This window comes from Spirosoma luteum DSM 19990, from assembly GCF_000374065.1.
Lineage (GTDB): Bacteria > Bacteroidota > Bacteroidia > Cytophagales > Spirosomataceae > Spirosoma > Spirosoma luteum.
On the sequence record NZ_KB893279.1, the window covers coordinates 36029 to 57071 of the forward strand.

Annotated in this window: 18 protein-coding genes; 11 read left to right on the forward strand and 7 right to left on the reverse strand. The window is 48.6% G+C overall.

From position 1 onward, the window contains the following. Nucleotides 1-29 precede the first annotated feature (29 nt). The 5 genes from nuoH (at nucleotide 30) to B156_RS0121605 (ending at nucleotide 5815) form a co-directional block, all read left to right on the forward strand. Nucleotides 30-1187 carry an NADH-quinone oxidoreductase subunit NuoH gene (nuoH, locus tag B156_RS0121585; RefSeq protein WP_018621867.1) on the forward strand — a complete coding sequence of 386 codons (1158 nt, stop codon included), beginning with the start codon at nucleotides 30-32 and terminating at the stop codon, nucleotides 1185-1187. 52 nt (nucleotides 1188-1239) lie between these two features. Further along, nucleotides 1240-1806, forward strand: a complete 567-nt coding sequence (locus B156_RS0121590) for a NuoI/complex I 23 kDa subunit family protein (protein ID WP_018621868.1) — start codon at nucleotides 1240-1242, stop codon at nucleotides 1804-1806. A gap of 50 nt (nucleotides 1807-1856) precedes the next feature. Further along, the gene (locus tag B156_RS0121595; protein ID WP_018621869.1) at nucleotides 1857-2411 is read left to right on the forward strand and encodes an NADH-quinone oxidoreductase subunit J family protein; all 555 of its coding nucleotides are present in this window, start codon (nucleotides 1857-1859) and stop codon (nucleotides 2409-2411) included. Nucleotides 2412-2624: 213 nt separating this feature from the next. Then, the gene (locus B156_RS0121600) at nucleotides 2625-3803 is read left to right on the forward strand and encodes an acetyl-CoA C-acyltransferase (RefSeq protein WP_018621870.1); all 1179 of its coding nucleotides are present in this window, start codon (nucleotides 2625-2627) and stop codon (nucleotides 3801-3803) included. Between the two features lie 200 nt (nucleotides 3804-4003). After that, nucleotides 4004-5815, forward strand: coding sequence for an acyl-CoA dehydrogenase family protein (locus B156_RS0121605; RefSeq protein WP_018621871.1), 1812 nt, complete (start codon nucleotides 4004-4006; stop codon nucleotides 5813-5815). A gap of 64 nt (nucleotides 5816-5879) precedes the next feature. Here B156_RS0121605 and B156_RS0121610 read toward each other — a convergent pair whose 3' ends face one another. Beyond that, nucleotides 5880-6152 carry an acylphosphatase gene (locus B156_RS0121610; protein ID WP_018621872.1) on the reverse strand — a complete coding sequence of 91 codons (273 nt, stop codon included), beginning with the start codon at nucleotides 6150-6152 and terminating at the stop codon, nucleotides 5880-5882. Nucleotides 6153-6320: 168 nt separating this feature from the next. On the opposite strand from B156_RS0121610, the gene B156_RS0121615 reads away from it, so the two are divergent. Continuing rightward, entirely contained in the window at nucleotides 6321-7499 is a 1179-nt protein-coding gene (locus B156_RS0121615; protein ID WP_018621873.1) for a Gfo/Idh/MocA family protein, read from the forward strand. 92 nt (nucleotides 7500-7591) lie between these two features. Here B156_RS0121615 and B156_RS0121620 read toward each other — a convergent pair whose 3' ends face one another. The 5 genes from B156_RS0121620 to malQ form a co-directional block, all read right to left on the reverse strand. Continuing rightward, nucleotides 7592-8074, reverse strand: a complete 483-nt coding sequence (locus tag B156_RS0121620; protein WP_018621874.1) for a heme-binding domain-containing protein — start codon at nucleotides 8072-8074, stop codon at nucleotides 7592-7594. 71 nt (nucleotides 8075-8145) lie between these two features. Beyond that, nucleotides 8146-8868 carry an ABC transporter ATP-binding protein gene (locus tag B156_RS0121625; RefSeq protein WP_018621875.1) on the reverse strand — a complete coding sequence of 241 codons (723 nt, stop codon included), beginning with the start codon at nucleotides 8866-8868 and terminating at the stop codon, nucleotides 8146-8148. A gap of 11 nt (nucleotides 8869-8879) precedes the next feature. Beyond that, on the reverse strand, nucleotides 8880-9395 hold the full coding sequence (locus tag B156_RS0121630) for a hypothetical protein (protein ID WP_018621876.1): 516 nt from the start codon (nucleotides 9393-9395) through the stop codon (nucleotides 8880-8882). 31 nt (nucleotides 9396-9426) lie between these two features. Continuing rightward, nucleotides 9427-12441, reverse strand: coding sequence for a tetratricopeptide repeat protein (locus tag B156_RS0121635; RefSeq protein ID WP_018621877.1), 3015 nt, complete (start codon nucleotides 12439-12441; stop codon nucleotides 9427-9429). A 33-nt stretch (nucleotides 12442-12474) separates the two neighbouring features. After that, a complete protein-coding gene (gene malQ, locus B156_RS0121640) occupies nucleotides 12475-14058 on the reverse strand; it encodes a 4-alpha-glucanotransferase (RefSeq protein ID WP_026260971.1) in 1584 nt (527 codons plus the stop codon). 259 nt (nucleotides 14059-14317) lie between these two features. On the opposite strand from malQ, the gene atpD reads away from it, so the two are divergent. The 3 genes from atpD (at nucleotide 14318) to udk (ending at nucleotide 17073) form a co-directional block, all read left to right on the forward strand. Then, a complete protein-coding gene (gene atpD, locus B156_RS0121645; protein ID WP_018621879.1) occupies nucleotides 14318-15844 on the forward strand; it encodes a F0F1 ATP synthase subunit beta in 1527 nt (508 codons plus the stop codon). Nucleotides 15845-16097: 253 nt separating this feature from the next. Next, nucleotides 16098-16343 carry an ATP synthase F1 subunit epsilon gene (gene atpC, locus B156_RS0121655; protein ID WP_018621881.1) on the forward strand — a complete coding sequence of 82 codons (246 nt, stop codon included), beginning with the start codon at nucleotides 16098-16100 and terminating at the stop codon, nucleotides 16341-16343. A 112-nt stretch (nucleotides 16344-16455) separates the two neighbouring features. Beyond that, nucleotides 16456-17073: a uridine kinase gene (gene udk / locus B156_RS0121660; protein ID WP_018621882.1), complete on the forward strand. Its 618-nt coding sequence runs from the start codon at nucleotides 16456-16458 to the stop codon at nucleotides 17071-17073. Here the strand turns inward: udk and B156_RS0121665 are convergent. After that, on the reverse strand, nucleotides 17070-18125 hold the full coding sequence (locus B156_RS0121665) for a 2Fe-2S iron-sulfur cluster-binding protein (protein WP_018621883.1): 1056 nt from the start codon (nucleotides 18123-18125) through the stop codon (nucleotides 17070-17072). The genes udk and B156_RS0121665 overlap by 4 nt on opposite strands. 253 nt (nucleotides 18126-18378) lie before the next feature. On the opposite strand from B156_RS0121665, the gene nadA reads away from it, so the two are divergent. Next, a complete protein-coding gene (gene nadA, locus B156_RS0121670) occupies nucleotides 18379-19368 on the forward strand; it encodes a quinolinate synthase NadA (protein WP_018621884.1) in 990 nt (329 codons plus the stop codon). 71 nt (nucleotides 19369-19439) lie between these two features. Next, nucleotides 19440-21029, forward strand: coding sequence for an L-aspartate oxidase (gene nadB, locus B156_RS0121675; RefSeq protein WP_018621885.1), 1590 nt, complete (start codon nucleotides 19440-19442; stop codon nucleotides 21027-21029). Nucleotides 21030-21043: the final 14 nt, after the last annotated feature.

Sequence of the window (21043 nt, forward strand, 5' to 3'; positions counted from 1 at the left end):
GCCACCAGAAAAACTGAAAACGTTTAAAAATGGATTTAACCGTATTGCTCGTAAAGGGGCTGATTATCCTGATTATTTTTGTGATAACGCTCACTATTGCTGCCTACTCCACCTATGGTGAGCGAAAAGTGGCTGCTTTTTTACAGGATCGTATTGGACCCAACCGGGCGGGGCCCTGGGGCTTGTTACAACCCCTGGCCGATGGCGGAAAAATGTTTTTTAAGGAAGATTTTATCCCCGCACAGGCTAGTAAATGGCTGTTTATTCTTGGTCCCTGTCTGGCCATGCTGACAGCACTTATGTCGAGCGCCGTTATTCCTTTTGGGGATACCATACGATTTGGTGACTATGCTATTCCGGTTCAGGCTATCGAAATTAATATTGGTGTGCTGTACATTTTTGGTGTGGTGTCGCTGGGTGTGTATGGGGTTATGGTAGGTGGATGGGCATCGAACAACAAGTTCTCGTTGCTTGGCGCCATTCGGGCTGCTTCACAAAATATTAGCTACGAAATTGCGCTTGGCCTCTCGCTCATTGCGATTCTGATGATGACAGGGTCGCTATCACTACGGGCTATTATCGATGAGCAGGCCACCTTTTTCGAGTGGAACATTTTCACCCAGCCATTAGGCTTTGTAATCTTCCTAACCTGCGCTTTTGCGGAATGTAACCGTACGCCCTTTGATTTGCCGGAGTGCGAAACGGAACTCGTTGGTGGGTATCATACGGAATATAGTTCGATGAAGCTGGGCTTTTACCTGTTTGCGGAGTATATCAACATGTTTGTATCATCGGCTTTTATAGCAGCCCTGTATTTCGGCGGATTTCATTATCCGTTCATGAGTGAAATTAGCGGAGCGTTGGAAAACTCGCTGGGTGTTATTGCGGGCCATAACGTAGCTACGGCGATTGGTATCATTATGTTCTTCGCCAAAATTTTCTTTTTCATTTTCTTCTTCATGTGGGTTCGGTGGACATTACCCCGTTTCCGGTACGACCAGTTGATGAACCTGGGATGGAAAACATTTATACCACTGGCTATTCTGAATGTAGTAATAACCGGCGCCGGTCTGCTGTATGATTTCAAGTATGCAACCTGGGTTATTGCCATTACCATGATTGGTATGGTAATCGTATCAAACGCCCGTGCACCAAAGCGGGAAGTAGTTCGGCCGGGAGTCGCTTAATAAAATTAACACGTTTGCCGTTCATGCGGGTTATTCGGTAAAAACTAAAAAAATGCAGCTAACTAATCGTTCTAAACAGGTCAGTAATAAAGAAATGACACTGGCCGAGAAGATGTACCTGCCTGCTATTATTAGCGGACTTGGCATCACGATCAGCCACTTCTTTCGAAAAAAACCGACTATTCAATACCCGGAAGTTAAGAAATATCTTGGGCCTATTTACCGGGGGCATCATATTCTGAAGCGGGATGAGCAAGGTCGGGAGCGGTGTACCGCCTGCGGCTTATGCGCTGTTGCCTGCCCGGCAGAAGCGATTTCGATGGTAGCTGCCGAGCGCGAAAAAGGGGAGGAGACGCTATACAGGGAGGAGAAATATGCTGCGGTTTATGAGATCAATATGCTGCGTTGCATCTTCTGTGGGTTGTGTGAAGAGGCTTGCCCAAAGCAGGCTGTTTACCTCCGCCATGATCGTATGGTTCCGGTTTTCCAGGAGCGAGACGAAGTAATTTACGGAAAAGATCGACTGGTTGAGAAAATGGATGACCGCTATATCCGGGCCAATAATTCTGAAGTGGATACTACACCAACCGAACCCAGCCTGACGCGCGCTGCTACCTAGTCTACTGTCATTCCATAATGATAGGTGACCTTTATAATGACTAAGAATTCATGACTGAAACAATCGACTTTTTCAAATCCCTTACCTCTACCGGATATCTGTTTCTGGTTCTGACTGCTATCACACTTTTTAGTGCTATCGGTGTGGTTACAGCGCGCAATCCCATATACAGCGTTTTGGCTCTCATCGCTACGTTCTTTTGTCTGTCAGGTCATTACATTTTACTAAATGCTCAGTTTCTGGCGGCCGTCAATATCATTGTCTATGCCGGGGCTATCATGGTATTGTTCCTGTTTACCATTATGTTCCTGAATCTTCGGAGAGAAGATGAAGAGTCAAAAACGAATGTTACCAAGATGATTTCGGTCGTAATGGGGGGCGTACTGATGGTTATGCTGATTACTATATTCCGGGCAAAAAGTGCTCAGGTACCTACCTACAGTACTACCGCGTTCAACGCAAAAACAGGGCTGGTTGAGAACCTGGGGCTACTATTGTACAATGATTATATCCTGCCATTCGAACTGGCATCGGTACTTTTCTTAGTCGCTATGGTAGGGGCCGTAATGCTTGGTAAGCGCGAAACTGGCGACCGGCACTTCTGATAGTATAAAACATTTTGTCGATACTGATTCATAGCCGCTCTATAGAGCGGCTTTTTTTGTGGTACTATGTATGGTCCCTGTATGGGATAGTCAAACAAATGGTTACATTAATAGTATGCTTGCATAACAATTTTGTATAAGTTTGTAATTATTCCCGTTCGTGGTAGGTTTATAGGATAGAATTTCCTGCTAAATCAGTAATCAATAAAAAATATGGACGCATACATTGTAGCTGGATATCGAACCGCCGTAGGTAAAGCCCCGCGCGGGGGTCTCCGTTTCACCCGCCCTGATGATATGGCGGCTGACGTTATCAAACATTTGCTGAGCCAGGTTCCCAATCTGGACCCGGCTCGTGTCGAAGATTTGATTGTGGGCAATGCTGTACCCGAAGCCGAGCAGGGGATGCAAATCGCCCGGTATATTGCGCTATTGTCCTTGCCAAACAGCGTGCCGGGTATGACCATCAACCGATATTGCGGGTCTGGTCTGGAAGCCATTGCCATTGCCTCCGCTAAAATTCACGCTGGCCTGGCCGATTGCATTATTGCTGGCGGTACTGAGTCAATGTCTATGGTGCCGGTTATGGGCTGGAAAACAGCGCTGAATTACGAAATTGCCAAAACCCACCCCGACTACTACATCGGTATGGGTCTAACGGCCGAGCAGGTAGCCCAGCAGTTCAAAATCAGCCGGGATGCGCAGGACGAGTTCGCGCTGGAATCGCACCAGAAAGCGTTGGCTGCCCAGAAGGAAGGGAAGTTTACCGACGAGATTGTACCCATCAACGTGAGTGAAACGTACTTTGACCCTGAAAGCAACAAAAAGAAAACCCGTGAGTGGACTGTTGCTCAGGACGAAGGTCCGCGTAAAGACACTAGTGCCACAGGACTGGCTAAACTACGGCCTGTGTTTGCGGCTGGTGGTTCCGTAACCGCCGGTAACTCCTCACAAACATCGGACGGTGCTGCTTTTGTCGTGGTGATGTCGGAGAAGCTGGTCAACGAATTGAGTCTACAGCCCATTGCGCGCATGGTATCGTATGCCACGGCGGGGGTAGAGCCTAAAATTATGGGAATAGGCCCAGTAGCCGCTATTCCTATTGCGCTCAAAAAGGCTGGGATGAAGCAGGATGATATTGAGCTTATTGAGCTGAACGAAGCGTTTGCAGCCCAGTCACTGGCCGTTATTCAGGAGCTGGGACTGGACCGTAGCCGAATAAACCCAAACGGCGGGGCTATTGCGCTTGGACACGCGCTGGGTTCTACCGGTGCCCGACTATCGGTGCAACTATTAAACGAGATGCGCCGTCGTAATCAGAAATATGGTATGGTGTCGGCCTGCGTTGGGGGTGGACAAGGGGTCGCCGGAATTTTTGAACGATTGAACTAATCCAAGGTAACACCTTAAAAAAGACTGATGAAGTTATTCATCAGTCTTTTTTTATTATCCTGTTCCAGGCTGGCAACCAGCTACATCTTATACGCTATTACTTGCTCCCTAAAAAATAATTAGTATGCTTGCATACTAATTATTAAGTGATTTTCTTTGCTATATAATTAGTATGCAAGCATAATAAACATTCATGAACAATGACAGCAACAGAACCAAAAGCCTCAATTACAGGGGGAGAATTTCTGATAAAAGAAACACCAGCCGCGCAGGTATTTATTCCCGAAGAGTTCTCTGAAGAGCAACTAATGATTGCGGCCACCTGCCGCGAATTTCTGGAGCGTGAGATATGGCCACGTCTGGATGAAATTGATAAAGCAAAATCACNGGAGTTAATTTCGTCACTGATGGATAAAGCGGGTGAGTTAGGCCTACTTGGCACATCGGTACCGGAGCAATACGGTGGGTTTGGGACCAATTTCAACACGTCAATGCTCGTAGCCGAAGTAACGGGTGCGGGGCACTCGTTTTCGGTCGCTCTATCAGCCCATACCGGCATCGGTACATTGCCCATAGTGTATTATGGAAATGACGAGCAGAAATCGAAATACCTGCCCCAGTTAGCCAGTGGCGAATGGAAGGCCGCTTACTGCCTGACCGAGCCTGATTCGGGATCGGATGCGAATTCAGGTAAAACCAAGGCGGTACTAACCGAAGACGGTAAACATTATATTCTGAACGGGCAGAAGATGTGGATTACCAATGGTGGTTTTGCCGATGTATATATCGTTTTCGCCAAAATAGAAGAGGCCGGTAAGACAGACAAAAACCTGTCAGCTTTTATTATTGAGCGCGGCTACGAAGGCATAACTATGAATGAGCCGGAACACAAGATGGGTATTAAAGGGTCCGACACGCGTCAGATTTTCTTTAATGACTGCAAAGTGCCGGTTGAAAACCTGCTGTCTGACCGGGGAAACGGCTTCAAAATCGCCGTGAATATCCTGAACATTGGCCGTATCAAGTTAGGTATTGCTGCCATTGGCGGTTCCAAAGAAGTTATCAACCACGCCGTTAATTATGCTAACGAGCGGAAACAGTTCAAGACTCCCATTGCTCAATTTGGTGCCATCAAGCACAAATTAGCCGAAATGGCCCTGAGAGTGTACGCGTCAGAAACTGCATCGTACCGCGCTGGTCAGAACATCGACGACCTGATTGAAGATCTGAAAGGGCAGGGTATGGAAGACAGTGAGGCAAAACTGAAAGCGCTGGAACAGTTTGCCATCGAGTGCGCCATCATGAAAGTACACGGTTCTGAAGTGCTGGATTATGTGGTAGATGAAGGGGTTCAGGTGTATGGTGGGATGGGCTATTCGGCCGATGCTCCCATGGACCGGTCCTATCGTGATGCTCGTATCAATAGGATTTTTGAAGGTACAAACGAGATAAACCGGATGCTTGTAGTCGATATGTTGTTGAAGCGGGCGATGAAGGGTGAGCTTGATTTGATGGGGCCAGCCATGGCCGTTTCGAAAGAAATCATGTCTATCCCTGATTTTAGTTCGGATGAAGAAGAAGGGGTGTTTGTTACTGAAAAGAAGGTGATTCGGAACCTGAAGAAGGCCGCCTTAATGGTGGCCGGTGCCGCCGTACAAAAGTTCATGATGAACCTGTCGGATGAACAGGAAATTCTGATGAATGTGGCCGATATGGCCATTGAGATTTACGTGGCCGAATCTGTCCTGCTGCGCGTCGAAAAGTTGATTGGCATAAAAGGTGAAGAAGCTGTTGCCTTACAGAAGCATATGGCGTTGATTTACCTGCACGAAGCTGTTGAGAAGGTGAATAGCGCGGGCCGTTCGGCCATCACGTCGTTTGCCGAAGGGGATGAACTGCGGGGTATGTTGATGGGGCTGAAGCGGTTCACTAAAATTGAGCCGATGAATCTCAAAGACGCCCGTCGTCAAATTGCCGATGCCATGATTACCGAGAATAAATACATTTTTTAACGTAATGATATTGTGTCGCATTAGCAATCAAAAGCCAGCCCTCAATGAAGGCTGGCTTTTGATTTTAGTGCATTTCCAGGAACTTCTCGTAGCCCTGCAGCGGTCCGTCCTGTACGCGAACACTTTGTACAGTAGTGCCATCGGGACCTGCTTTGCACCATTTTATAAACGCTTCGAGGGCATCTTCGTCGCCTTCCGTTTCGATACGCAGTTCACCATCCGACTGTATCCGGGCGATACCCGTCAGACCTAATCGCTCGGCCTCCTGTCGGGCTTCCTGCCGAAACAGGGTGCCACCCAGCTGGCCGGCTAGGTAGATAATCTGGTTTTTCTTCATTGCTTGTTCGTTTTGTAAGGTAACCGGCGAGATAGGGTAGAGGTTTTACAACTATTGCTGACATACCAGTGATTAAGGTGGTAGAAAAAACGCTTTTGGTACTTTTTCATAAACTCCAGCGCGTATTACGTTTTACGTGGCTTTACTGAGTTATATAACGGCCTATTCATGAAAAATCAGCAGTCCAATTCCCGACGAACTTTTTTGCGTAATCTGGGTGCAAGTGCTTCGGCATTATCGTTACCCCTGCTCGGCTATGCCGACAATCAGTTTGTTCAGAACGAAACCAGTGGGCTATACTCTTTATTGACCGACCCGAATGGAGAGCCTTTGGGCCAGCCCGGTCGAAAACTGGGCATTGCGTTGGTAGGGTTGGGATATTATAGCAAAAACCTGCTGGCTCCGGCTCTACAAGAAACAAAGAACTGTCGGTTGGCCGGTATCGTGACGGGCACACCCGCCAAGGCCGACGAATGGATGAAGAAGTACAACATCCCGAAGGAAAATGTGTATGACTATAAAACCTTCGACCGGATTGCTGACAACAAGGATGTTGATGTTATCTATGTCGTTTTACCTAATTCGATGCACGAAGAATTTGTTGTGCGGGCGGCTCAGGCGGGCAAGCATGTTATTTGCGAAAAGCCCATGGCTATCACACCGAAGGCTTGTCAGAATATGATTGATGCCTGTAAGAAAGCGAACAAACAACTGGCCATTGGCTACCGGCTCCATTACGAACCATTCACCAAAGAAGTGATGCGGCTGGGCCAGGAGAAAGTATTCGGGCCAATTAAGTTTGTCGAATCCAGCGATGGTTTTCGCATTGGCGACCCTACCCAATGGCGCATGAAAAAAGCAATGGCTGGTGGGGGACCACTAATGGACGTTGGTATCTACGCCGTACAGGGCGCGCGCTACGTTACGGGTGAAGAGCCCGTTTCGGTGACGGCGCAGTTTTCGCCTAAAACGGAGCCGGAAAAATTTAAAGAAGTGGAAGAGACGATGTTCTGGCAGTTTCAGTTTCCGAGCGGAGCCGTTTCCAACTCAACAACCAGTTACACGGCGGGTGTCGAGCGGCTGTATGCGTCCTGTGAGAAAGGCTGGTTTGAATTATCCCCCGCGTTCGGTTACGGTCCATTGAAAGGGCGAACCAGCAAAGGCCCCATTGAGCAGCCAGTCGTTAATCATCAGGCCATGCACATGGATGGCGTTTGTAGTGATTTGTTGGCGGGAAAGCAACTGCCTGACCATGTAACGGGTGAGGAAGGTAAGCGCGATGTTACGCTGTTGCAGGCCATTTACCGGGCTGCGGAAACCGGGAAGAAAATAAATTTGAGGGGCTAGGCCACTTCCCCTGGGCTATGTGCAAAACATCCATTCCTGGCTACTTGTAAAACCGGTCAGGAATGGATGTTTTGCGTAAACAGGTGTTCTGATTAGTGCACTGGCTCCTGCTTCTCACCAGCCGGTGCCGGAATCCCGTTTCTTAGTCCATTGGCCCAATTAGCCAGTAGTTTTGCCTCTTCAGAACTAAGTTTTGCATCGTGATGAATCCATAGGTACGAATCCAGCGGCATCCAGCCTTCCGTTACGGCATCATCCACTTCTTCCAGTTTATGCCGGGCTTTCTTGGGAGAATAAGAAGCAAATTCATTGAAATTAAGCTCTCCTTTGCCTTTCTGGACGTGGTGATTGAGAAACCAGGCAACCGGTTGAATGTTGTTGTACCACGGGTATTCTGTGTTGTTGGAATGGCAGTCGAAGCAGGAGCGTTTTAGCACAGCATGAACATTGGCAGGAACCGCGTATTTCGTTGTAATATCATTGGTAGACATGCCGACTGCCTGGTTTTTTTCTGGCCGGATAAACTGAATGACAACCAGAATGATGAGTAATGTCAGCAGAACTTTACGGAGCATGGCGGTTAGTATGAAGAAGGCAGGAAAAGTTGGAATGTATCTGATTTTGTCGTAAAAAGTAACTGCCTGAATCAGTCGAGTGCCTGAATGAGCGCTTTTGCCTTCCGAATGTTCTTATTCAGCAAATCCGTTTCAACCAGACCATCGCGAAGCCGGACTATCCGGTGTGCATATTCGGCTATATCTTCCTCGTGAGTTACCATAATGACCGTGTTTCCCTTGCTGTGAATCTGGTCGAAAAGGTCCATGATTTCATAAGACGTTTTTGAGTCTAGGTTACCGGTCGGTTCATCAGCCAGCAAAATACTCGGGTCATTCACTAAAGCGCGGGCTACCGCCACCCGTTGCCGTTGCCCGCCCGAAAGCTCATTGGGCCGGTGGCCTGCCCGGTTTTCCAATCCCACATTTTTAAGAGCCAGCATGGCTTTCTCGGTTCGGTCTGCCTTATTGAAGCCTGCGTAAATAAGGGGTAACGCTACATTCTCAAGCGAGGTCTGCCGAGGGAGCAGGTTAAACGTTTGAAACACGAATCCAATCTCTTTGTTTCTTGTTTCGGCTAGTTCATTCTCCCCCATACGACTAACATCCTGATTATTTAGAATGTACTGTCCTGAGGTCGGCGAATCCAGGCACCCAATGATGTTCATCAGCGTAGATTTTCCAGAGCCTGATGGGCCCATGAATGCAACATATTCCCCCTTTTCAATAGAAATGGTAATGGATTTGAGAGCCTCTACTACTTCGGTCCCCATTACGTAGCGTTTGGCAATAGCGCGGGTATCTATAATGTTCATAGGGAGATGACTTAGGAGGCAGCGACGACCGCTAGTCGGCGACGACGTTGAAAATAATTTCGAATGAATAAACCCGTTAAAATGACAATCTCAACCATGGGTGACTGTTCGTCTTTTTCTATCACTATGTCGCCCGCATCTTTAAAAAATTTCTGAGTCCTTTCGTAGTTAACAACCTCACTTTCGGGCAGGCTGCTGGCTGTTTCTAAAATCATGTCCCACTCCCGCATGAGTACATTATGGCGTTTCCACAAATAGGCTTCGCCCGATGACAGCTTAAGTTCGGCCTGTTTGCCAAACCGAAATTCAATATGACCAATGACTTTATCGTTAACTTTTGGATCAAACAAGGTAACAGAGTGGAACAGAAATCCTTCCACATCAAAACAAATATATACTTCGTTTAAATAAGCCTCCACATCGTTACTAAATAGGTTATGGTGCATTTTGCCAATAACCTGTCCATCCTGCATGATGCGGAAATCGCGACTGAAGGCTTCCTTTGTCCAGCTTAACTTTCTATTCATTGTCGGTTCGGCGTTAACAGACAAAGCTAACTTATTGCAGAAATTTCTCTTTACTCTTTTCGATTGACGCTAGTTTTTCCTGATAAGTTGCCAGAAACCCCTGATAGTCGGCGGGGGTAGTGGCAGTCCGTAAGGCTACCAGGCTACTTTCGGCATAATCGGGAAGGCCCAGTGCCAAACATAGCGTGATGTATGTTTTGAGCAAACCAGCTTTGTCTTCGTTGAAAGGCAAGGCTGTTAGTAACATATCATACGCTTCTTTCGTCTGCCCCTGTTGCTGGTTAAGTTGCGCAGCATCGGTAACGATTCGGGCATTCAGCGGGGCAAGTTGTACCGCTCGCTGGTAGTACTGCCGTGCCTGAGAAAAATGACGCGTACGCTCATACGCCTGCCCAAGCCAGTAGTTTCGTTCAGCCTCGTAGGCAGGCAAAACCGCTGTTTTTGCCATTAGTTCTGCCGAACCAAGACTCCGCCGGAACGCCGACAGCCGGATAGCGGCTATGGTACGCTGGGAGAGGGCTACTGCATTGACTCGGGTTGAATCGGGGAGGCCTGCCAAAACTAACTGCGCATTCCGCCATTGTAACTGATCAAGAAAATCATTCGTGAGGGCAGCACCCGCCAGTGTTTTCAGGCTAGGGTCAAGGATAGTTTCCCAATAGGTACCCCGGTTTGGGTCGTCGGTGCGGTAGGTTACGTAAAAGGCTTTCTCTGCGTCCGTTTCCGGTTTGCGTTCCTGGTAGTAAACCTGCCGAAGGGCATCCACTGCGGCATCATTTTTAGCCACGGTTTCCCACAGTGACTGCGCAAAAATCGGGTCGTTTGCTTTGGTTAGCGCAATAGCCCGGTAATACATGGATGTTGTGTCCGTATTGGTGCTGAACTCGTTGGCCGCCGGTCGATACAACCCCTGTTCCAGCATCCACAAACCCGCAATTGACCGATAAGCAGCCCCCGCTTCCTGATTGTTTTCCGCTAATTGACTCATCAATCCGAATGCATTTACCGGATTATGGCGTTTATATTCAACAACGGCCCGCGCCAGTAATAAATCGTCGGTTACGTCCTGATTAACCGGGTTCGCCGATATTTTGCGAATGGCTAGCAACTCGGTACTATCGGGTTGTTGCTTTACCAGTGCGTAATTATACAGGCTGGCAAACTGCCCGACGCTCAATCCCGTCTGGGTCGCTTTGTCCGATAACCAGTCGAGCTTTCGCGGCTGAGTCGTATCGGATTGAGCCACTAACCGCAGGGCGAGGGCGTTGGCCTGATAGGATTCGTAAGCTGATTGGGATATGTTTTGGGCTACCGTTGAGTCGACCTCAAGAACGGATGGATTACGGGCATAAAAGGCCAGCAGATTTGATTCCGGTACGTCGGTTTGGTCGGCAAAGCGGGTCGCGGCTTTGTAGTAATAGTACGCTGAATCGGCCACACTGGTGCGGCCGTACAAATAACCCAGGTTGTTCTGAAGTTCACCGCTTTTCGGGAATTCCCTGATACCCATTTGCAGGGTTTTAATAGCCTCGAAAAATGAGCTTGATTGTAAGTAAGCCTGGCTCAAACCCGCATAATCCTGTGGGTTTGGCTGTTTCAGCAGTGCCTGCCGGAAATAAAAAGCAGCAGCGGACAGGTTACTCTGAGAGCGGGCCAGAGAGGCCAGCGCATAATTTGATTTGTGGTTTTGAAACTCCCGTTCCAGGGCCAGATTATAATAGGCAGTAGCCGAAACCGCTTCGCCACTGGCGGTGTAATAATCACCCAAACCGTTGTAATAGCCAGCCATCCCCTGTCGAATCGGGAAGAAACTGTTTATCGACAACATAGCCACGACGAAAACGATACCCACTACCCGAAACAGGCTTAACTCCAGCCGTTTGGGCTTGTACAAGACCCGGTGAACGGGCAAATTTTGCTGGTAAACAGGCCAGAAATTAATGAGCGTGTATGCACTAAAAAACAGCCCCATCCCCAGGTGCGTGTAAACAATTATATCCTCAAATAGCTCAACCAGTGGGTCATTGGCGGTAGCGAAGGCGTAGCCAATCGTTAGCGTGGTAAGCAGCGAAAAACCGCTGTACAGGTACGCGCCCGAATCATGGAAGGAGAAAACGTTCTGCTGCTGAATCAACCGGCGGAAGCCCCAGACGCCAATGCTCACGGAGAGTAAATAGAGAACAAAAGGGCTGATTACCAGTACATCCCACTCAATGGACCGGGTATTTTTGAGCCAGATAAAGACCAGATTAAGCAAGTACAGTGAGCCGATGAACAGGAAATTATTGATGCCTAGGGGCTTCCGGTCATTATCCGAAGGTGTATTTTCATTTAACCGGCCAATCGAGGTGATCCAGACCAGACCAGCAATGATTTCGGTCGCAATGAAAAATATAAACCCGGCGCTGAATACAAGCAAAACGGGCATCCCGTAACTCACCAAAGCCAGGGCTGGAAAAGTTACGGGCGAGAGAGCCGCCAGCGCAACTGCTACACCAATCGTTAGCAGGCCAAAAGCGCCCAGGCGAACGGTAATTGGGTAGTCGGACCGGAAGGCGTGGAAGTAGTAACTGAGCGACCCATAAGCAAAGGTTAGCAGCAGGAAAAGGTAATTGCCACCCAGACCCGGCACTTCGAGCATGTCCCACCGAAAAAAGGCAAGGCCAAGAATTAGCATTGCCATACTGATAAGATAACGTAGTCGGTCGAAGCGGGTAACGGCGCTCAGGATGAGGACAAACGCGAGACCAATGCCCACCAGGAAGCCCGTAGCTACCCCCGGCCGAACCTGCATCGTTCCCGCTACAAATTGCTCAGAAACGGCGTAAGCTTTTCCATTTACCGAGTAGTTGAGCAATCCGTCGGAGAAGGAATGAAAAACAACCGGTAGCTCATTGAGTTCGCTCAAAACGTCCCAATAAACTACATTTCCCAGCCCTCTCGACCAGGCGATGACTAACAAGATGAGGCTGACAAAAAATAAAACGAGGCTGATTAAATACGTGAATCGGTACGTTCTGTCCCAGCTTTTCCAGAAAGATAACATGAAAGAGAAACGTAGTTGACGGTTCGTTAGTGCCTATCCACGTCCCGTCATTCTGGTCAGCTTTAAAAGTTTTGTTACGACTTCATCCGTCAGTTGGTTCGGGTCCAGCCGCCATTGCCAGCTACGGCCGCCCGCGCCGGGGGTGTTCATCCGATGCGTTTCGTCCAGGTTAAGCACATCCTGTATAGGCAGAATGGCCAATCGCGCTACAGATTGCATGGTTAATCGGCAAATCTGATCGACTACGTTATTCTCAGTTATATCGATACCCAGATAATCGTTGAGGTGCCGACGGTGCAGATCGTCCAGTTCGTGGAACCAGCCTAAAGTGGTATTGTTGTCGTGCGTGCCCGAATAGACCGCAACGTTTTCGGTATGATTATGGATCGCATGAGTAGAGGTTGGCATATCCTGACCGAAACCAAACTGGGCTACCCGCATACCCGGAAGGCCATAATGGCGCAGATAAGGCTGGATGTCGGCTGCTTTTTCCCCCAGGTCTTCAGCAATGACCGGTAGCTGCACAAACTGACGATGCATGGCATGCATAAATGCTTCAATAGGGGCTTTAACCCATGTACCCACTTTAGCCGTTGGCTCGCTAACGGGAATCTCCCAGTATACCACAAACCCCAAAAAATGGTCCAGTCGGGTCAGGCTGTACAGTGACATCTGGTGCCGAAGCCGACTCATCCACCAGGCAAAGCCCGTACGCTCGTGCTCAGGCCAGTCGTAAATTGGGTTTCCCCAACGCTGTCCATATTCACTAAAATAATCCGGGGGGGCACCGGCTACAAACAGGGGCTGAAATTCTTCGTCCAGCTTAAACAGCGTTGGATTCGCCCACACATCAGCACTGTTGAACTGAACATAAATGGGAATATCACCAATCAAATGAATTTTCTTGCCGAAACAGTAGGCCATCAACGCACTCCATTGCCGGAAAAAGAAATACTGTTCTACTTTCAGTGTCTCAATCCGGTCACGAAGCCGTTCTGTATGCCGGGTAAGTGCATCCGGGTTACGCCGACGCATTTCTTCCGGCCAATGAACCCAGTTCGGTTCGCCAATTTCTTCCTGAAAAGCCGTAAAAAGGGAATAATCATTAAGCCAGTTAGCCTGCCAGCCACAAAACCGGTCGTAATCGCTGCGTTGGGAAGGGTCCGCTTTTTGCAAAAATGTTTCGGCTGCTTTTTGTAATAAGGGGCGTTTCTTTATCCAGGCCACGTGCATTATGTTGGGTGCCTGAGAAAGTGGCCCAGCCATTACGTCCGGTGCTGTAGTGCCGGATAGGGAGGCCGTTTCCGAAACGGTAACGTTTTTGACAGACTGCTCGTTAAAGACGGCCAGGTCATCGACACTCAGCCAGTTTTCATCCGCCAGCATCTCCAGGCTAATCATCAATATGTTTCCGGCAAAGGCTGACGGACTACTGTAGGGGGAGAAACCAGCACCGGGGTCGACCGGGGTTAGTGGTAAGATTTGCCAGTACGTTTGGCCCGATTTTTCCAGAAAATCCGCAAATCGGTACGCTTCAGGGCCTAGGTCGCCCACACCGTGAGCGGATGGTAATGAAGTGATATGAAGCAATAAGCCACTCGAACGTTGCTGTAACATGAAAAAGCATTAAGACATTTGTCGGTATACACCAGTGAATAGCGTGAATTTCTTCACGAAACGGCCGACTTGTTTTTGTACAAATCCGGTCAGGGTTGCTTTTGTTCAGTTTTTTGCCTAAAAACCTTACTGTTAAACCCATTCGGTTCTGAATCAGGTAGAAAATGAGTAGGAAGTACCTTGTCCTTACGCTGTTTTTCTCCTACTTTTGCAGTCCCAAACAACGGGCAAATTTTCCATAAAGCAATACCACATACAAATGATTACGGCAAAAACAGTCAATACGGGTAAGATTACGCAAATAATCGGGCCGGTTGTAGACGTTAGTTTCGAGGGCGAAGGCACGCGGATTCCAGCCATTCTGGACGCTCTTAAAGTGACCAAATCGACTGGTCAGGATGTTATTCTGGAAGTCCAGCAGCATCTGGGTGAAGACCGTGTTCGCGCCATCGCGATGGATTCTACCGACGGGCTGTATCGTGGCCTGGACGTTATCGATTTGGGTCACCAAATAACCATGCCCGCAGGGGAGGAAATCCGGGGTCGTTTATTCAACGTGGTGGGTGAAGCCATTGACGGTATTCCTCAACCAAAGTCAACGGGTGTCGGTCTGCCTATTCACCGGTCTGCTCCCCGTTTTGAAGACCTTGCTACGTCAACCGAAGTACTTTTTACGGGTATCAAAGTAATTGACCTGCTGGAGCCTTACGCCAAAGGGGGGAAAATTGGTCTTTTCGGTGGTGCCGGTGTGGGTAAAACGGTATTGATTCAGGAGTTGATTAACAACATTGCCAAAGCATACGCCGGTCTGTCGGTGTTCGCTGGTGTTGGTGAGCGTACACGTGAGGGAAATGACCTGCTGCGCGAAATGATCGAAGCGGGCATTATCAAATATGGTGATGCGTTCAAGCACTCAATGGAAGAAGGCGGCTGGGATTTGTCCAAAGTAGATTTGGAGGAAATGAAAAAAAGCCAGGCTACGTTCGTATTTGGTCAGATGAACGAGCCGCCGGGTGCACGTGCCCGCGTAGCCCTGTCAGGATTAACCATTGCTGAGCACTTCCGTGATGGGGATGATGAAGGAGCTGGTCGCGACATCCTTTTCTTCGTCGATAATATTTTCCGTTTCACGCAGGCCGGTTCTGAAGTATCGGCTCTGTTAGGCCGGATGCCATCAGCGGTAGGATACCAGCCTACGCTGGCTACCGAAATGGGTATCATGCAGGAGCGGATTACCTCTACCAAGCGGGGCTCTATCACGTCGGTACAGGCCGTTTACGTACCTGCCGATGACTTGACTGACCCGGCTCCGGCAACGACCTTTGCTCACCTGGATGCTACGACCGTATTGAGCCGTAAAATTGCCGAGTTGGGTATCTACCCTGCCGTTGACCCACTCGACTCGACCTCTCGGATTCTGAGTGCCGAAGTATTGGGTGACGAACACTACAACACGGCTCAGCGCGTAAAGGAAATTCTGCAACGCTACAAAGAACTACAGGATATCATTGCTATTCTGGGTCTGGAAGAACTGTCGGAAGAAGATAAACTGGTGGTAAGCCGCGCCCGTCGGGTGCAGCGTTTCCTGTCGCAGCCCTTCTTTGTGGCTGAACAGTTTACCGGTCTGAAAGGCGTTCTGGTTCCCATTGAAGATACTATCAAAGGATTCAACCAAATCATTGACGGAAAATACGACCACCTGCCCGAGGCAGCATTTAACCTGGTTGGCACCATTGAAGATGCCATTGCCAAAGGAGAAAGACTGCTGAAAGAAGCTGGTCAGTAAATCCGGGCTCACGATTCGATGGTTGTGGTTTATAAAGCCATTTGGGAACCGTAACCATCGAATCAGTTTGACTAGTCCTTCGTTGACTCGCGACAGCATATAAATGAATCATTGAACGGCTGGTACGGGCTGCAAGGGCAAAGGAATTTTGTAGAAATTATAATGTATGGATGAATGCTGTTGATAGGTTGATATAAATACATCAGCCCGTTTATCATTCATAACCGCACCGGCAACCCGGTCATCAAATAACATGACAGTAGAAATTATAACGCCTGATCGTAAGGTTTTTTCTGGTGAAGCCAGTGCCGTTACCTTTCCGGGAATTGATGGACAATTTCAGGTGCTGAATGACCATGCCCCGCTGGTGAGTACCCTGGCAAAAGGATCGATGATTGTCCAATCATCAGCCGGTCAGCAGACATTCACCGTTGATGGTGGCGTAGTGGAAGTACTCCAAAACCGGGTACTGGTACTGGCTGAATCGGTTGTAGCGTAAGAGCCGAATTAGTCCCCGAAAAAAAGCGATTCACTTAGCAGTAGGTGAGCCGCTTTTTTATTGCGCTTATTATTTTCATTACTTACTTTTTGCTTCATCCGGTACAATACGCATGACTCCCAAACCATTTATAGTTGGCATTACCGGTGGCAGTGCTTCGGGCAAAACGTCATTTTTGAAAGATGTACTAAGTGCCTTTAATGAAGATCAGATTTGCCTGATTTCTCAGGATAATTATTACCGAACGATTGACCACATACCAAAAGATCAAAACGGAGTCTACAATTTCGATGTGCCGGTTACTATTAATCACGAGCGATTTGCGGAGCATTTGAACAAGTTACACGCAGGGGAAACGGTCGAAACGCCTGAGTATGGCTTCAATAATCCAAACGCAGTTCCCCGAACGTTAACATACCGGCCCACGCCGATTGTGGTTGTTGAAGGCCTATTCGTTTTTCATTTTTCCGATGTGGCTAGCCAATTGGATTTGAAAGTGTACATAACCGCCAAAAACCAGATAAAGCTGGACCGGCGTCTGCTTCGCGATCAGGCTGAGCGAGGCCTCACAGAGGAGATCATTAACTACCAGTGGAAACACCACGTTCGGCCAGCTTATCGGGAATATGTGAAGCCTCATAAGGACGAAGCAGACATCGTCATTCCTAATAACCACAATTACAAAAAAGGATTAGACGTATTGATTGCCTTTTTGAAAACGAAGGTCTAACGCTCAATTACAACATCATCACTTTCCGGGTATCCCGTGCAGGTAAGTACCCAGCCATCAGCCAGGTCATGCTCGGTCAGGACATCGTTGATCGTCATGTAAACACGGCCCGACAGGCACCGAGCCATGCAGGTAGAGCAACGCTCACTCCGGCAACTATACGGTAAGCGCACCCCTTCATCCCAGGCCGCCTGTAAAATAGATTTGTAGGCCGGAACCTGTATCTCAATTTCCTGGCTGCGGTAGCGAATCAACACTGTGCGGTCTTGCGCTAAAAAGGGTGGGGGTGTAGCCATAACCAGGTCTACCACAAAATTTTCCTGCCGAATCTGCTCCCGGCGAAAACCACTGAATACCAGTAAAAACTGAACCATTCGCCTATAATCGGATGGGCCGCAGAGATAGAAACGTAACGTTTCGGGAGTGGAATTACCAACTAATTCGGGTAGCAGTTGCTCAAGCATTACGTTGTTCAAGCGGCCATGTAGCCCAGTCCAGCCATCAGGGGGATTGCTCAGTAAATAATGGAGTTTGAAACGGTTGGGGTACTCGCGCTGTAGGCCATCCAGTTCCGGTCGAAAAATAATGCTTTCCTGCATTGAGTTGCTGTACAGCAGGGTTACATGCCGGTCTTCAGTCGTCCGTAATACCTGCTTTACTATAGCGAACAGCGGTGTTATACCGCTGCCTGCCCCCAGCAATACAACATCTCCTGACTGTGTATCATCCAATGTGAATCGTCCGGCAGGATGTAAACTTGTCAGCACATCGCCAACTTGCAGCGTGTCGAGTAAAAACCGTGAAATTTCTCCGTTTTGAATGCGCTTGATGGTTAGGCGCAGCATTTCCCCGGGGGCCGAACTGAGAGAGTAGGACCGACGTACTTCGTGCCCATTATGCCTGAGAATCAAGGTCAGAAATTGCCCAGCTTGATACGAAACAGTCTGACCATTAATCGGTTCAAGAAAATAGCTTTTTACCGCAGACCGGTCTGTCGATTCGGTTTCGGGACTAATACGAACGATGCGTAGCTGAAGGAATTCATCGGTCATGTAAAAAACGGTTGGTTCCGGGACTAACTAATTACGGCCCATTTTTTGAAAGCACAAACCATTTCCTGAAATTAGCCCGGCGTGGATACGCCCGGTACGGTCCGTCGTTAAGGTGGATACGCCCGGCCCGTTGCTACCCCAAACGCTATTTCTGCCGTACTCTCTGGCTTTCCACAGACGGGCAGAATCATCGTTAGACGTGACGTTTTCCGTTTTCCCGTGTTATGTACCTAGATACACTACCTATATACAAATGGAAGCACTCTTAGAAGAAGTTCAACGCGTAGGCTACGTTAATAAAGCCGTAGCAGAAGATATTGACCTGATAGCAGAAATAAATCGACTCAGAAAAGAGAAGAATGCCGTTATTCTGGCGCACTATTATGTGGATGAGGCTATTCAGGACTTAGCTGATTATGTTGGCGATAGCCTTGGCCTGAGTCAGCAGGCAGCGGCTACACCCGCTGATATGATTGTGTTCTGTGGGGTTCACTTTATGGGCGAAACCGCTAAAGTATTGTCGCCGGATAAGAAAGTCGTTATTCCTGACCTGAACGCCGGCTGTTCTCTGGCTGATTCGGCCCCGGCCGATAAATTCGCCGAATTCAAAGCGCATTATCCCGACCATATTGTACTATCATACATCAATTGCTCGGCGGATATAAAGGCGTTGTCCGATATTATTGTCACGTCGTCCAACGCGTTGAAAATTGTTGAGAGTCTGCCAAAAGACCAGAAAATTATCTTCGCGCCGGATGCTAACCTGGGGCGTTTTGTCGCAAAGAAAACGGGTCGCGATATGGTATTGTGGGAAGGAGCTTGCATTGTGCATATTGACATCTCTTCAGAAAAATTAGCTAAACTTCGGGCTGAGTATCCCGACGCTAAATTCATTGCCCACCCGGAATGTCAGGAACATATTCTAAGTCAGGCCGATTTTGTAGGGTCAACTACAGCACTGCTCAAATACGTGGTGGACAGCCCCGAGCAAACGCTTATTATTGGGACCGAAGCGGGTATTCTGCACAAAATGAAACTGGCTGCTCCGCACAAAAAACTTATACCGGCCCCGGCTACGGCAAACAATACCTGTGCCTGCTCGGAATGCCCGTACATGAAAATGAACACGCTCGAAAAGTTGTACAATTGTATGCTGTACGAACAGCCCGAAATTCTGGTGCCGGAGGATGTGCGGGTGAAAGCCTACGAATCCGTAGCGCGGATGCTGGAGTTAAGTAAGTGAAAATACAACTGATAAGTACTGATAACGGCGACGATTGATTGCTATTTTTCTTTAGAACATAAATAATAACAATGCCCAATCAATTTGATTTTCTGGTTATCGGCTCCGGTATTGCGGGCCTGAGTTACGCCACCAAACTTGCTATCCATTTTGAAGAGATACAGCAATCGGTTCGGATTGGCGTCATTACCAAAGTGCAGGCCGACGAAACAAACACCAAATACGCGCAGGGGGGCATTGCCGCCGTGTGGTCGGAAGATGATTCGTTCGAGAAACATATCGACGACACAATGGTAGCGGGCGATTTCCTGAGTGACCCCCACATTGTCGAAATTGTGGTACGGGAAGCACCGGAACGCATTCAGGAGTTAATTGATTATGGCACCCGGTTTGATAAGGAGCACGACAGTACCGATTATGACCTGGCTAAAGAAGGCGGGCATTCCGATTTCAGAATACTGCATTTTAAGGATATTACAGGAGCGGAGATAGAGCGCGCCCTGCTCAACAAAGCGCGGTCAATGGCCAGTATCGAGATTTTCACCCATTTCTACGCTGTTGAACTCATAACCCGTCACCAACTTGGCGAAACGGTGCATCGCTACGACAATAATAACGTTTGTTTTGGGGCTTACGTGTTGAACACCCAAACGGGGCAGGTTGAGAAATTCCTTGCCAAAACAACATTACTGGCCACGGGGGGGATTGGCAACGTATACCAGAATACGACGAACCCCAGCATTGCTACGGGCGATGGGATTGCGATGGCCTACCGCGCCAAAGGTATTTGTAAGGACATGGAGTTCATCCAGTTTCACCCTACTGCCCTGTACGAACCTGATAAAAAGCCAAACTTCCTGATATCTGAAGCGGTACGCGGCTTTGGGGGTGTTTTGCGCAACATGAAGGGAGAAACGTTTATGGAGAACTATGACGACCGGCTGTCTTTGGCACCGCGTGACATTGTGGCCCGCGCCATTGACTCCGAAATGAAAAAGTCCGGCGACCCCCACGTGTTCATCGACGTAACGCATGTAGACTACGAACGTTTTGTTGAGCATTTTCCGAATATCACCGCCTACTGTGCCGACCACTATGGGCTGGATTTGCGTAAAGATTTCATTCCTGTTGTACCGGCTCAGCACTACATGTGTGGGGGTGTCCGGGTAAATGAGTTTGGGCAAACGAACATCAATTTCCTGTATGCCGTCGGCGAATGCGCCTGTACAGGTTTGCACGGAGCTAATCGTCTGGCCAGTAATTCCCTGCTCGAAGCGGTAGTATTTGGTCATCGTGCTTACCTTAAAACCGCCGAGAACTACGGAAACGCCATCTTGCCCACCGACATTCCGGCCTGGAATGATGCCGGTACAACCCATCCCGAAGAGTTGATTTTAGTTACTGAGATTCAGCGCGAACTCGAAGCGATCATGTCAAACTACGTGGGTATCGTCCGCTCGAACCGACGCCTGAAGCGCGCTATGGACCGGCTCGAACTGCTGTATATTGAACACGAAGAGCTTTACAAACAATCGAAAGTGTCGGTACGCATCTGCGAATTACGAAATATGATTGAAGTGGCGTACCTGGTAATCAAAGCGGCCATGGCCCGGCGCGACAATCGGGGGTTACATTTCAATCTGGATAATGTGAAGTCTTAGTGATTTGTTAATAA